The following is a 14,127-nucleotide window of genomic DNA, read 5'->3' on the forward strand; positions in this document are numbered from 1 at the left end:
GCTCATGAATGAACGAAAGAGATTGACTCATGGCCAAATCCTCCACGAAGCGGCGCCCTGCCCCGGAAAAGCCGGTCAAGACCCGCAAGTGCGTGTTCTGCTCCAAGAAGGGGCAGAGCATCGATTACAAGGACACTGCGCTCCTGCGCACCTACATCAGCGAGCGCGGCAAGATCCGTGCCCGCCGGGTGACGGGTAACTGCGTGCAGCACCAGCGTGACATCGCGATCGCCGTCAAGAACGCGCGTGAGGTCGCCCTGCTGCCGTTCACCTCGTCGGCTCGATAGACAAGGAAGTAACGACAATGAAGCTGATCCTGACTGCCGAGGTCGAGCACCTCGGTGTGGCCGGTGACTCCGTCGAGGTCAAGGACGGGTACGGCCGGAACTACCTGCTGCCCCGCGGCTTGGCCATCGTGGCCTCGCGCGGTGCCCAGAAGCAGGCCGACGAGATCCGTCGCGCGCGCGAGACCAAGACCGTCCGCGACCGCGAGCATGCCGTTGAGATCAAGACCGCCATCGACGCCCTGGGCGCCATCACGCTGCCGGTGAAGGCCGCGGGTGACTCGGGCAAGCTGTTCGGCTCGGTGACGGCCAACGACATCGTCGGCGCCATCAAGAAGGCCGGCGGCCCGGCTCTCGACAAGCGCGCCGTGCAGTTGCCGAAGGCCCACATCAAGGCCACCGGCAGCCACGTCGTCGGAGTGCACCTGCACCCCGAGGTCAACGTCGACGTGACCGTGGACGTCGTCGCGGCGAATTAGCCACCAGCGTCAATTTCCCCGGGTGGCGGCCCTACCGGCTGCCCCCGGGGAATTGCTGTCTTTCTGGCGAACTCTTCGGGATGGCTGAGCCACAGCTAACCTAACCGTCCGTTAACCTGCCGCATAAGCTCCGGCAACACAACACGCCCGAGGGCGCAACCTGGCACGACACGCCGCACAACTTGCCATCCACAGAACATAAGTGGCGCTACTGTGCGCTCAGCTGGGCAGATGGCGCCAAACTTCACAGTGATCCACAGGTTCTCCCCAAGGCCTCAACACCACTGTCCCCAGCTATGCACAAACCACTAACAGGTTGGTCAACAGGCCGGGGTTGCGGTGCACTCAGCAACGTCTAGCGTGATGGCTCGGCGGTGCAGATCAATCCAACGACGACCGACTTTGTCGGTGCCCCCGGGTACAAATCTGGACAGCGGATCGAACGTGCGTTCGCACGTGGTGGAGGAGGTGGGGGCAGTCGATGGCGGTCGTTGACGATCTCGGTCAGCCTGGGATGGATGGACCTCCGCCCAGTGAGGACTTCGGCAGGCAGCCACCGCAGGATCTCGCCGCGGAACAGTCGGTGCTGGGCGGCATGCTGCTCAGCAAGGACGCCATCGCCGATGTGCTTGAGAAGCTGCGTCCGGGCGACTTCTACCGGCCCGCACATCAGAACGTCTACGACGCGATCCTGGATCTCTACGGCCGCGGTGAGCCCGCTGATGCGGTCACTGTCGGCGCCGAACTGGATCGCCGCGGGCTGCTGCGCCGGATCGGTGGTCTGCCGTATCTGCACACCCTGATCTCGACGGTGCCGACGGCGGCCAACGCCGGGTATTACGCGGGCATCGTCGCGGAGAAGGCGCTGCTGCGCCGGCTGGTGGAGGCCGGCACCCGGGTGGTGCAGTACGGCTACGCCGGGGCCGAAGGGGCCGACGTCGACGAGATCGTCGACCGCGCCCAGGCCGAGATCTATGACGTCACCGAGCGGCGGACTTCCGAGGACTTCGTCCCGCTCGAGCAGCTGCTGCAGCCGACGATGGACGAGATCGACGCCATCGCATCCCAGGGCGGCATCTCGCGTGGTGTGCCGACCGGCTTCACCGAACTCGACGAGCTGACCAACGGGTTGCACCCCGGGCAGATGATCGTGGTGGCGGCGCGACCCGGTATGGGGAAATCGACTCTCGGCCTGGATTTCATGCGCTCATGCTCCATCAAGAACCGGATGCCGAGCATCGTGTTCTCGCTGGAAATGAGCAAGTCCGAGATCGTCATGCGGCTGCTGTCCGCCGAGGCGAAGATCAAGCTCGCCGATATGCGGTCGGGCCGGATGAGTGACGACGACTGGACCCGGTTGGCGCGGCGCATGAGCGAGATCAGCGAAGCGCCGCTGTACATCGACGATTCGCCGAACCTGACGATGATGGAGATCCGGGCCAAGGCGCGCCGGCTGCACCAGAAGGCCGGTCTGCGACTGATCGTGCTCGACTACCTCCAGCTGATGACCTCGGGCAAGAAGGTCGAGTCGCGCCAGCAGGAAGTCTCCGAATTCTCGCGCCAGATCAAGCTTTTGGCGAAGGAGCTGGAAGTTCCGGTGGTGGCGATGAGCCAGCTGAACCGCGGTCCCGAGCAGCGCACCGACAAGAAGCCGATGCTGGCTGATCTACGCGAAAGCGGGTCGATCGAGCAGGACGCCGACCTGGTGATCTTGCTGCACCGGCCCGACGCCTTCGAAAGTGACGACCCGCGTGGTGGTGAAGCCGACCTGATCATCGCCAAACACCGTGCGGGACCGACGAGGACAGTGACTGTGGCTCATCAGCTGCATCTGTCGCGGTTCACGAACATGGCGCGGTAGCGCCGGGCGAACTTGTAGGTTCCCGATTTTGACTTCATAATCCCAGTTTTGGTTTCATACGCGCTTCAATTATGAAACGAAATCGGGACGACCGGTTGCATTTGCACGGTTTGGGGTGACCGTGATGATATGGCCGGCCTCTTGGTGGATTCCCCCCACGCGGTAGCGGAGATCCGGGACGGGGACACCCTGTCTGAGGTTGCGACCCTATGGGAATGCGTGACAACGGATTTCCTGAGCCGTGCGGTGCCGTGGCGGACGTTCCGTTGGCGTGATGGTCAGCGGCATTATTCCGGTACGTACTGGTCGGCGACCAATCGTGACCACGTGATCTATGAGTCGCGCCTGGAGCTGGCCCGGCTGTTGTTGGCCGACTACGACGCCACGGTGCGCCATGTGATCGCACAGCCGTTTCTGTTGCGCGCCAGAGTGAATCGGCGGATGCGCAGACACGTGCCCGACTTCCTGCTGTTCACCGACACCGTCCCCACCGTGGTCGATGTGAAGCCGCGCCACCGGCTTGAGGTGGACACGGTGCGCTTCACTGTGGACTGGACCCGCGTGCTCGTCGAAGCACTCGGTTGGCGTTATGAGGTGTGCAGCGACTGGCCCGAGGTTGTGCTGCACAATGTGCGCTTTCTGGCAGGCTTCCGCAACCCTGACAGATTCGACCCGGGTCTGCTGAAAGCGATTGAGCAACAGTCGAGTTCGGACACGACCCTGGGCCAGGTTCTCGACCGCGACTTCGGCGAGCCGCCGTGGCGTGTTCGGGCAGCGGTGCTGCACCTGGTGTGGCGCCAGTCCCTGGGAGTGGACATAAGTGCGCCGTTGAGTAAGGCCAGCCCTCTGGTGAAAGGAAACTGTCATGTCCGCTGAAGGAATTCGGATCGGGGTGGGCACCAGGGTGCTCCACGACGGCCAGCTGTGGGAAGTCGCCGAACTGCACCCCGGCCCTGCGGGAACCGAGGTCGTCCTGGGCGCCTACGGCCGGCACAGCGAGGTCGTGCGGATCAGTCTTCGCGAGTTGCTCGACGGCCACCGGGCGCGCGTGTACCCGGACGGTCCGGGTCCGAACTCCGATGATCCGGTGGACCCGGCGGATGTGGTCTTGTCGGCTCTGAGCGCATCGGAGCGTGACGCTGTGCGGCAGCGCGCAGGCGACATCCGGGAGGTATTGACCGGATACCGCAGCGGTACAGCGGAATTCGCCCAGCCCGGCGAACCTCGAACCGGGTATGACCCGGCGTTGCCGCTGACGGTTCGCTACGCCGCGAAGGCCGCTGAACTCGGTGTCTCGATGCGCACGGTGCAGAGCTGGGCGGCGGACTACCTCGCCTACGGCGAGGCAGGCCTGGCGCGGAGCGCGGTGAGCCGGCAGAGCCCGGTAGGACGCGTGGATGAGCGCTGGGTGCAGACCGCGGTGGAAGTCATGGTCGAGCACACCGACCAGTCCCGGCCCTCGCAGGCAATGGTGATCAAACGGACCAACGCCCGCGTAGCTGCCCGGTTCGGCGCGGACGTGGTGGCGCTACCCAGTCGCACCGCCGCGTACCGAATCCTGGCGCAGTTGGAGAACCGCTACCCCCTGTTCCGGCTGTCCACCAAACGCAACCGGGATATCGCATCCCGACCGGACGGTGTGTACGGCAAGCTTCGGCCGACCCGGCCCGGGGAGTACCTGCTGATGGACACCACCCGACTGGATGTCTTCGCGCTGGACCCGTTGACGCTGCGGTGGGTTCAGGCCGAGCTGACCGTGGCGATGGACTGGTACACCCGCTGTATCACCGGGCTGCGGCTGACACCGGTGTCGACGAAGTCCGTGGATGTCGCCGCGGTGCTCTACCAGAGCTTCCGGCCCCGCCCGGCCGGCGCGGACTGGCCGCGTGAGGCGGTGTGGCCCGAACACGGCATTCCGCGCACCGTGATGGTCGACCGCAACGCCATGGAAGGACCGACGGCCGGGGCGTCGGGTCCAGCGATCGTCCCGGAAACCCTGGTCATCGACCACGGCAAGATCTACATCTCCGATCACCTGACCAGCGTGTGCCGACGGATGGGCATCTCCATCCAACCTGCCCGGCTGCGGACCGGCCGCGACAAAGGGCCCGTGGAGCGGTTCTTCCGCACCCTGCGCGAAGACCTGCTGCAAGCCCTGCCGGGCTACAAGGGCCCCGACGTGCACTCCCGCGGCGCCGATCCCGAAGCCGACGCGTTCTTCTACCTCGACGAGCTGGAGGACATGATCCGCCAATGGGTCGCGGCGATCTATCACCATCGCCCGCATGACAGCCTCATCGACCCGCACATCCCGAAGCTTCGGATGTCCCCGGCGCAGATGTTCGAACACGGCCTCGCCCGCGCCGGCTACATCGAGGCTCCCCGCGACCCCGACCTGGGCTATGAGTTCCTCAAGACCGGGTGGCGGCGCATCCAGCACTACGGGGTCGACTTCGACGGCCGCCGCTACAACGGGGCCGCGCTGGATCCCTACCGTGGCGTGCAAAGCCCGTATGCCGGACGCGCCCGCGGCCGGTGGCCGATTCACTACGACCCCGACGACATCACCCGCGCCTACTTCCGTGACCCGCAGACCCGCCGCTGGCACACCCTGATCTGGGAACACGCCCCCGCACTGCACATGGCGCTGAGCGAAGACGCGTTGCGCTTCGCCCGCCGTAAGGCCGCCGAAAAGTACCGCTACCCCGATGACCGGCTGGCCATCGACGACCTGCTGCGGCGCTGGAACCTCGGTCTGGGCGCCACCCTGGCAGAACGGCGCATGGCACTGCGCCTGGCGAGGCAGGAATCCCTCATCACCCCCGACCCCGACGAGCGGCAAGCCGATACCGCTGGGGAGGACCAGGCCGAAGCCGAAGAAGCCGGGGACGCCGCCGACGGGCGAGCACCGCAAGGCGGCGACGACGATGACGATGATGACGGCGATGATGACTTCTACGCCGGCGCCTTCGTGGACGCGTGATGGCCCGCCGTGAGGCCGCCCCGGCGCGCCCACCTGCACAGTTGGACAACCTCACCCTGTCTCGCAAGGAGGGGTGGCGGGAATTCGTCACCGCCGCGCCGCGAGTGCAACCGGAGTTGTTGACCCGTCGGGCGTTGAACACGTTGAGCGAGAAGGCTCGCGAGGACTACGACGCCCGTCGCCGTAAGTGGCACGCCAACATCGGACCCATCAAGACCCCGCAACTGGCCGCACTGCATGACGACCTGTGGGACATCGTCGACAGCAACGACCAAGACGGCGACAAAGCCAAAGGCGCGGTGGCCATCGACGCCTATCCCGGACTGGGCAAAACCACCGCCGTGCTGGACTTCGCCAAGAAGTTCCACCTCCGCGAAATCCGCGCCCACGGCGAATTCACCGCCGGCAGTGATGAACGCTGGCCGGTGTGCCGGGTCGGGCTGACCGGCAATACCGGCATGGTCGCCTTCAACAAGGCCATGCTCGCCTTCTACGCCCACCCCGGCAAGGCCAACGGAAGCACCTCCGACTACGCCTACCGCGCTCTCGATTGCGTGCTGAGCTGCCACACCAAACTGCTCGTCATCGACGACCTGCACTTTCTGCGCTGGCGCAACACCGCCGGCGTGGAGATCAGCAACCACTTCAAATACATCGCCAACGAATTCCCCGTCACCTTGATCTACGTCGGGGTCGACCTGGACAAACGAGGGCTGTTCTTCGACGGTCAACCCCACACCGACCGGGCGATCGCCCAGACCGCGCGGCGCACCACCAAGCTGACCATGGCCCCGTTCGGTGTCGCGACCGATCGTCAACGCCGCCAGTGGCACCAACTCTTGCTGACCCTCGAACAACGCGTCGTGCTCATCGACAAGCGGCCCGGCATGCTGGCTACCGACCTGACGGACTACCTGTTCGCCCGCAGCAGCGGCCACATCGGATCCTTAATGACACTGATCAACCGCGGCTGCCTTCGGGCCGTGCGCACGGGGCGCGAGTACCTCGATCGCGAACTACTCGACGCCGTCACGATCGACACCGGATCAGAGTGCCGCCGAGCCGAGTTCGACGCCGCGTTCACCAGCCGCACCCTGACCACCACAGTCGCGGCCCGCCGACCTGCGCGATCGTCGGCAGGCCGATCCCGGGGTGCTGGCCGCCGTTCACCGGAGGCGACGCGATGAACCCGGGGACGACACCGCGCACCCTGCCGATCCGCGTGCCACCACTTCCCGGAGAGGCACTCGACTCGTGGCTGGAATACCTCAGCCATCGGTTACGCACGACCCACGGCGACATCCTGGCCGCCGTCGGCCTGGACCGCCCCGCCGCCCACGCCGCCCGCGCCACACACACGACGGGATTACCCGCCGGCGCCGCCGAGGCGATCAGCGCCGCAACCGGCATCAGCGTCCCGCAGGTACACGCAATGACCCTGGCCCGCTACGGCGCCGCCGGCGAGGTCGTGTCTTTGGGAGTGAGGTTTCCACGCTCACGCCCCCGCTACTCGCGGTTCTGCCCCCATTGCCTCGACGACGATCACGGCCGCTGGCAGCTGCGCTGGCGACTGGGCTACAGCTTCGCCTGCCAGGCCCATCGGTGCCTGCTGGCCGACGCCTGCCCGGACTGCGGCAAAGCCCAGCGCGACCGGGTGTTCCCCGGCGAACTCACTGCCGCCCCGGGACTGTGCGGGCACAGAGCCCCCGACGGAGCCGGACGGCTCGCCCGGCGCTGCGGCGCCGATCTGCGTGCCGCAACGACCCTCCCACTTCACACCGAGCACCCCACCCTGCGCGCCCAACTACTCATCGACACCGCCATCGACGACGGCGCCGCATCATTCGGTGTTTACCGCGATCACACCGCCCCTACCACCGACTTCCTCACCGACCTGCGCGCGTTGGGTGCTCGAGCGCTGTCACCGGCCGTCGCCGCGGGCCTGGCCGAGCTCATCCCGGCCGACCTGCACACTGCCTACCGGGCCACACTCACGCTGGGCCGACCGGCGGCGCGACCCCTGGCCATTCTCACCGCGGTCGCTCTCACCGCAGCGGTGGCCGTGCTCGGCGAGGACAACCCCGATGACGCCGCAGCCAGACTGACGCGGCTGGAAAACCTCACCCAACAAAACGGCGCTTCCCTGGACTGGCCGAGTGCCGGATGGGCGCGCGGCACCAGCGCAGCGGTGACCGCGCTGCGCCTGAGAGCCCGCGCGCCCCGGCTGACCCCGCTGACCCAGCTGCGCTACCGCATCGGCACCCCGCGCCCGGCTCTGCCGGAACTGGACACCGCGGCGAGCAAGGCACTGGCGTCCCGGCTCCCCGCAACCCTGTGGGCCCCTTGGGCGGTGCGCCTGCGCCCGCCCCAATTGGACCCGGCTCGCCTGGCGGCCTCGCTGTCGGCGGCGCTGCTGATGGTCAACAGCCGCATCAAGGCCCCCGACGCCCACCAGGTACTCGGCTCGGCCGCGCCGTGGCGCACCACCACTCACCATCTGCGAGCCCTCGCGCAGCACGGCTACTGGCCCGACACCCGCGCCGCGCTGATCCGCCTCGCCGAGCACCTGCACCATCACGACGTCCCGATCGACTACCAGCGTCGCCGATCCCTGGACTACACCGCCCTGCTGCCCCAGAACACCTGGACCGCGATCTGCACCAACCTCGACATCCGACCAGGAGGTAGCGAACGGCTGCGGCTCATGCGGTGTCAGCTCTACACCACGATCAGCGGTAACCCACTCGACCAAGCGCCCTGGCTGCGCGACACCAACCAATTCCGCTCGGCCTGCTTCCGCTACCCGGTCCTGCTCACCCCGGCCCTGCGCACCGCCCTCGACGACTACGCCGCAACCTTCCTGTACGCCAACGGCATCGACGAACCACTCACCTGGCAGCCCCCACTGGAGTTGGTCGCCGACCTGAACCTGCCCGGCGCCGACCCCGACCGTCTTTCGTTGGCGGCGATCCATCGCATGATCCGCCACGGACAGTCACTGACCGCCGTCGCCGAACACCTCAACACCACCGCTGATGCCGTCCGCTACGCCCTGACGGTGCATCCCGCCCCGGCCGTCCGCCGTGGCCCGCCCCGGAGTTGCGCAACCTCTACCAACACCAGCGGATGTCGCTGCGGCAGATCGCGAGCCGCTACAGCACCAGCCGGCAAATCGTCGCCGCTTTGGCACGCAGTTGCGGCATCACACTGCGACCCCCGCAACGCAAACCCGTCCTGGCCGCAGTCGACCGCGACTGGCTCTACACCCAATACGTCGACCACCAGCGGACCCTTCCAGAACTCGCCGCCGAAAGAGGAATGAGCACGGCGAACATGGCCCGCTGGGCCCACCACCACCAGATTCCGCTGCGCAGCCGCGGCGGCCCCAGCCACACCGCCACCCTGACAGCCGGCAAGGCAGCCCGCAGTGCGCCACCGCTGCTGCGGCCGGCCCTGGCCGGGATCGGAGGAGCCGAACGCCTCGCTCGCTTCGCCGTGGCCAGCCAGTACCCCACCGTCACGAAAGCCGCCGCCGCCATGAAGCTTCACCAAGGCGTCCTGCAATGCCAAATCAACCGGCTCGCAGCCGATCTCGGCGGCCCGCTCCTCACCCGAGCCCAACGCGACCACCCCATGACCACCACACCGTTGGGCCGGCGCGTCCTGCGCGCCTGGCACAGGTGGACCGAACCAGTGCTGACCTCGACGGGGTAAGGGATTATCGGGGCAGGGCGCCGCAACGCGCCGATATCTCAGGAGCACTGCAATCCCGATCGCAGCTTCGGCGCCGCAGCGCAGAGATGACCACCGGGACCGCATCGGAAACTCACTTCGGATGAATCGACTGTTCGAGGCTGATGAGATTCTGAGGTTGGACTTTGATGAAGCCGTGGCGTGGGGAGTCGATCTCGGCGATGAGCAGAAAGGACAGCGCGGAGATCAGTGGCAGGACAACCAGCAGTCGTCCTGCGCCCTTCCGGCGGTGAACCCCCCAGCCGACCAGGACGTTGGCACAGATCGCGATGGTCCCCAAGAAGACCCAATCCGCTATGGGGATTCGATTGCGGTTGGCGGCTTGGGTGTATCCCTGTGAGTTCAGGACATCGTTGATACCCGACACCGCCAGAGCGATGACGGGGTTGGGGTTTGCGTTCGCAGGAACCTGAACCGTCGACCAGAGGCTGGCCTGCAGCTGTGCCGTCTGTGCATCGATGCGTGGCAACTGTGACTCATCGCTAGTTGTGTAGGAAAGGATCCGTTCGTCGAGATACTCGGCGAGTAGGGAGCGCATTTTGGTTGCGTCGTCGGCTGGAAGAAGGTCAGCCCTCACGAATGCCGTACCGATGGCATTAGCTTCCGCTTCTTCGTCGTTCTTCCGCTGGTCGTAACGGCTGACAGCCATCGAAAAGCTGAATCCGATGATCAGCGCCAGCAGGGTCAAGGTGGCCGCCACGACGACGGAATGGTCCGGCCGGAGATCCTCGTCGAGGGCATGCCATCGGCCCAGCAGCGACATGCCGGCCCACGCGGACGCACCCAACGTGACGGCCGCGAGCCCAAAGACGAGCAAGGGGTAGTGCGTTACGGCCATTGGCCGCCGCCCGAACCCGCACCACGTGAGCACCCGGTGATCTCCATGGGAGGATTGTGCTGCAGTCCCCCTGCGGCAAGCGGCATACTGCCGGGCATGTCTCGCGCGGCGCATCCCGATCGAAGGTGACGAGCTCAATGTGGCGTTCCGCGTTGCGCTGGACCGGCGAAATCGCCATCACTCTCGGAGTGATCTTGGCGCTCTTCGTTGTGTACTTGCTGTGGTGGACGGGCCTTGAGACCGCCGGCGCCCAGCGTGGTCTTCGCGCCGAACTCGACCGCAATGCATCGACAGTGGCCGTACCGGCTGCACACATCGATCCTCCACCCGCCATCCCGGCGGTCGGAAAGCCCTATCTTCGGATCGAGAGTCCCGCCTTGGGCGAGGATTGGAGTTGGGTGGTGGTCGAGGGCGTCGACCTGCCTCAGCTGGCTCTCGGCCCCGGGCACTATCCCGGCACCGCCGGCCCCGGGGAGGTGGGCAACTTTGCAGTGGCTGGCCATCGTGCTGGTCATGCCGCGCCGTTCGAGAATCTGGATCGGCTGAAACCCGGCGACGTGGTGGTGTTCTCTTTCGGTGAGAGTCAATGGACCTACCGGGTCGACCGGTCATTTCTCACCGAGCCCACCGATGTGGGGGTCATCGCCGCGGTCCCCGGGCAACCGCACGGAGCGGCGACAAAGAGGCTGATGACGTTGACGACATGTGATCCCAAGTACGGGGTTCGGTTTAAACGGTTGATCGTGGTCGGCACATTGATCGAGGAGCACTGATGTACGCGGCATTGTGGGCATTGCTGCCCGGACCAACCCCCGTCCGCATCCTGATCGCAATCGTGCTCGTCGCACTGGTGATGGTGTTGTTGTTCACGGTGATCTTTCCGTGGGCGAGCCAGTTCGTTCCCGGCCAAGACGTCTCTGTTGGCTAGCCCGCCGCCGTTTCGGTCGCCCGCGTTGTGGGCACTGACTGCGCTCTGCGCCGTATCAGGTGTCTGGCTCGGGATCAGACTGCTTGGATCGGCCATCGGGTTCGCGTCGGCGAGTGCGGCGCTGCTCAGCTGGATCTGCTACGCCGCGCTGCTGACCGCCATCGTGGTGAAACTGGCGGGGGACGCTCGACCGCGTACCTCGGCCGTCGTATCGGCGGCGCTATGGGGTGCATTGGGGGCGGCGGCGATCGCGCAGCTGATTGCCCCGGCCATTCGCGACGTGGTCGGCAGTATTTTGGGGTCGTCGGGCGAGGCCTGGACATCGGCGTTGGCTGCGCCGCTCCCCGAGGAGACCCTTAAAGCTGCTGGTGTGTTGCTTCTGTGTCTAGCCCGGCCTGAACTGCGGAATCCGTTTTCGGGGATGGTGCTGGGCGCGGTTGTTGGGGTTGGGTTCAATGCGGCCGAAGGGATGGCCTATTCCGTCGCGGAGATCGCCAAGGCCGATGGCTCGCTCGATCCGCTGTGGTCCGACCTGCTGGTCCGGGGTTTCCTCACTGGCTTGATCACCCATGCCGGACTTACGGCGATCGTCGGGGCTGGAATCGGCTATCTGCTCAGCGGGCCGGAAACCGCTCTCGCGCGCCGAATCGGTATCTGTACGGCTTTGCTGATGTTCGCCTTAGGCCTTCACGCATTGATCGATTCGCCCTTGTTGGACGGTTGGGGCATTGGAGGCATTGTGGCCAAGCAGATCCCCGCGGCTGTAATGGCGCTGGTCTGTTGGAACCGCTCGCGATCGGATCTGACCCGGCGTAGACGACTGAATCGGATCGAAGGTAACGTCAGGTTGAAGTAGGCCGCCGGCGGGCCAGCCGGGGGTTCGGCCACAGCTTTGCTGAGGGGAGTAGTCCGATGTCCGTTCCGGATCGCATCAAGGTTGTCCTGCTCGATGAGGGAACGATCTCCGACGGCGGCCTAGGTCGCGTCGCGGAGTACGCCTCCGAGGTGATCGTGGTCGGAGAACGACGCCGCAGCAAGACCGTAGAACGACTGCGCGAACTCGGCGTCCCAGTGGCCGTCGAGGAAGGTCGAGCCGACATCGAGTCGGCGATTCGGACCGCGGCGCAAGCCAGCGCGATCGTCGTGGTCACCGGAAGGCCGGCCAAGGCCGAGAAACTTGTGCGCGAAGCGGCGCGTGCCGCGGCGAGCGCGGTCGACCACGGCCTCCCAGCGGTCGCTCTGGTCGTACTCGGGGAACACGACACGAGAACAGGAAGGGTGTTCACCGTCACCGACAGCGGTGACACATCTGGCTACGAACCGTTGTTCGCTCTGGGCATCGCCAACCACCTGGGCCGCGAGATCGTCCTAGTCACACCACCCGGACGGGTCCGAGGACCCCGCACCAACGTGTTCAACCACGCTCAGCAACTCGCGGCCGAAGCCGGCGTCTCGTGGACGGAGGTGACGGATCCAAGCCCGAGCAACCTGGTGATCGCGCAATCCGGTTCCGCGGTCGGCGTCATCATCGGCGTGCTGGAGATCCCTGCGCGGTCTGGCCTGCTCGGCGCACGCCCACGGCTCAATGAGGGCGATCCACGCGCCGCGGTGTCCCTGATTAACGATGCCGCCTGCGATGTCATGGTGATCTTCGACGGGCTGCAGTTGAGGCGCGAGAGCGTGTCCAAGGAGCAGAAGGCGGCCCTTCTCGGGCTCGGCCTGGTCGCGACGAGCAGTGCCGCAGCTGCGGTCACCCCCGCCAGCGCCATGCTGGGCCACCTGACCAAGTCGATCACCCAGCAGGCCCGGACGTACCGCGCCGACATCGGCGGCTCGGACAAGGGCACAAAAACCGGTGACGCCAAGGATGCCGATTCGACTGCGAAGAACACCTCGACTAGTCAGGCGTCCGCGCACAAGACCTCCAAGCCGAAGGCGTCAACCCCTACGGCACAGACATCGGCTCCGTCGAGCACGAAGGGTGCGAAACTCAACGACTCCTCGAAGGCCGATACGAGCACCCACCACAAGAGCTCCGCGACACCCGGCTCGGTTTCGAAATCCAGCGACTCGAAGAAGGGCGCGGCCAGCACCCAAAAAAGCCCGACACCCTTCGTCTCAGCCACTACCACACACGGGACGTCGCATTCAGGTACCGGGGCGGGCGCGGATAACCCCGGTTACGAAGGCACGGATAGCGCTCAGAAGCCAAAGGCGCCTGCCGACACCCCGACACGAACACCGCATCAGGTGCTGGGGGCTGCCGAGGCTGCCAAGGCGTCAACGCCGACCCAACCCGATCCGCAGGTGGTACCTCAGCACAACGCCCCGGCCCCCCCGCCGCCACCATCGTCCGGTTTCCTCCCCGAGGTCCTCGGACCCGATGGAGCGTTGACGGGGGCTGCGTCTCAGCTACCCGGGTGGGGGATTCTCCCCAGCGGCACGGTGGAACCTGACGCCATCCTCCAAGTTTTCCCTCAGGGTTCGCTGCCGGACAGCCTTCACCTCGGCCGGTTTTCGGTCTATCAGGGCCAGTTGGTGTACCGAAAGCTGCCCGACGAAGTCCTCCCGTCCGACTCTGGCTTCGTGCCCATCTCGGCTCCCGGGCATGTGGGGTACTACGGCATCGACCCGAATGGGCGGCTCGCGCCGGCACCGCAGCAGGTGGCGACCCCAAGCCCGGAGGGGTTGACCCCGCAACTGGCGCCCCATCAGGTGCCCGGTGCGATACCGCAGGCGACCCCACAAGCGACCCCAATGGTGGTGCCGCCGAGCTACACCGGGGAGACCCCGACGTTGCCGCCGCCGGGGTTGACCGGTCAGGAGACTCCGCAGGTGGTGCCGCCGACGTTGACGGGTCAGGAGACTCCGCAGGTGGTGCCGCCGACGGTGACGGGTCAGGAGACTCCGCAGGTGGTGCCGCCGAGCTACACCGGGGAGACCCCGACGTTGCCGCCGCCGGGGTTGACCGGTCAGGAGACTCCGCAGGTGGTGCCGCCGA

At 66.3% G+C, this 14,127-nt stretch carries 12 protein-coding genes and 1 pseudogene; 12 read left to right on the plus strand and 1 reads right to left on the minus strand.

Annotated features, from left to right (window positions below; translation table 11 throughout):
- The first annotated feature begins 29 nt into the window (after positions 1–29).
- The 8 genes from rpsR to BN3385_RS02135 all read left to right on the plus strand — a co-directional run bounded on the left by rpsR (position 30) and on the right by BN3385_RS02135 (position 9,321).
- On the plus strand, positions 30–287 hold the full coding sequence (rpsR, locus tag BN3385_RS02100) for a 30S ribosomal protein S18 (RefSeq protein ID WP_059014616.1): 258 nt from the start codon (positions 30–32) through the stop codon (positions 285–287).
- Between the two features lie 17 nt (positions 288–304).
- Entirely contained in the window at positions 305–763 is a 459-nt protein-coding gene (rplI, locus tag BN3385_RS02105) for a 50S ribosomal protein L9 (RefSeq protein WP_059014618.1), read from the plus strand.
- A gap of 481 nt (positions 764–1,244) precedes the next feature.
- Positions 1,245–2,624 carry a replicative DNA helicase gene (gene dnaB, locus BN3385_RS02110; RefSeq protein ID WP_059014620.1) on the plus strand — a complete coding sequence of 460 codons (1,380 nt, stop codon included), beginning with the start codon at positions 1,245–1,247 and terminating at the stop codon, positions 2,622–2,624.
- A gap of 219 nt (positions 2,625–2,843) precedes the next feature.
- A complete protein-coding gene (locus tag BN3385_RS02115) occupies positions 2,844–3,500 on the plus strand; it encodes a TnsA-like heteromeric transposase endonuclease subunit (protein WP_082690359.1) in 657 nt (218 codons plus the stop codon).
- On the plus strand, positions 3,490–5,607 hold the full coding sequence (locus tag BN3385_RS02120; protein ID WP_059014623.1) for a TnsB C-terminal domain-containing protein: 2,118 nt from the start codon (positions 3,490–3,492) through the stop codon (positions 5,605–5,607). Before BN3385_RS02115 ends, BN3385_RS02120 begins: the two co-directional genes overlap by 11 nt.
- The gene (locus tag BN3385_RS02125) at positions 5,607–6,794 is read left to right on the plus strand and encodes a TniB family NTP-binding protein (protein ID WP_059014625.1); all 1,188 of its coding nucleotides are present in this window, start codon (positions 5,607–5,609) and stop codon (positions 6,792–6,794) included. Before BN3385_RS02120 ends, BN3385_RS02125 begins: the two co-directional genes overlap by 1 nt.
- Positions 6,791–8,929, plus strand: coding sequence for a TniQ family protein (locus BN3385_RS02130; protein WP_059014627.1), 2,139 nt, complete (start codon positions 6,791–6,793; stop codon positions 8,927–8,929). Before BN3385_RS02125 ends, BN3385_RS02130 begins: the two co-directional genes overlap by 4 nt.
- A complete protein-coding gene (locus tag BN3385_RS02135) occupies positions 8,926–9,321 on the plus strand; it encodes a LysR family transcriptional regulator (protein WP_059014629.1) in 396 nt (131 codons plus the stop codon). Before BN3385_RS02130 ends, BN3385_RS02135 begins: the two co-directional genes overlap by 4 nt.
- A gap of 112 nt (positions 9,322–9,433) precedes the next feature.
- On the opposite strand, the gene BN3385_RS02140 is transcribed toward BN3385_RS02135, so the two are convergent.
- Positions 9,434–10,198: a bestrophin-like domain gene (locus BN3385_RS02140; RefSeq protein ID WP_059014631.1), complete on the minus strand. Its 765-nt coding sequence runs from the start codon at positions 10,196–10,198 to the stop codon at positions 9,434–9,436.
- Positions 10,199–10,335: 137 nt separating this feature from the next.
- Here BN3385_RS02140 and BN3385_RS02145 point away from each other — a divergent pair, with 137 nt between their 5' ends.
- From BN3385_RS02145 to BN3385_RS28485, 4 genes and pseudogenes are all read left to right on the plus strand, one after another.
- Positions 10,336–10,971: a class E sortase gene (locus BN3385_RS02145; RefSeq protein WP_059014633.1), complete on the plus strand. Its 636-nt coding sequence runs from the start codon at positions 10,336–10,338 to the stop codon at positions 10,969–10,971.
- Entirely contained in the window at positions 10,971–11,126 is a 156-nt protein-coding gene (locus BN3385_RS28480) for a hypothetical protein (protein ID WP_197415104.1), read from the plus strand. The genes BN3385_RS02145 and BN3385_RS28480 overlap by 1 nt, the downstream gene beginning before the upstream one ends.
- Positions 11,127–11,151: 25 nt before the next feature.
- A complete protein-coding gene (locus BN3385_RS02150) occupies positions 11,152–11,982 on the plus strand; it encodes a PrsW family glutamic-type intramembrane protease (RefSeq protein WP_059014635.1) in 831 nt (276 codons plus the stop codon).
- 56 nt (positions 11,983–12,038) lie between these two features.
- Positions 12,039–14,127: pseudogene (locus BN3385_RS28485) on the plus strand (hypothetical protein); the annotation flags it as partial.

Source organism: Mycobacterium sp. M26, from assembly GCF_001494595.1.
Classification (GTDB): domain Bacteria; phylum Actinomycetota; class Actinomycetes; order Mycobacteriales; family Mycobacteriaceae; genus Mycobacterium.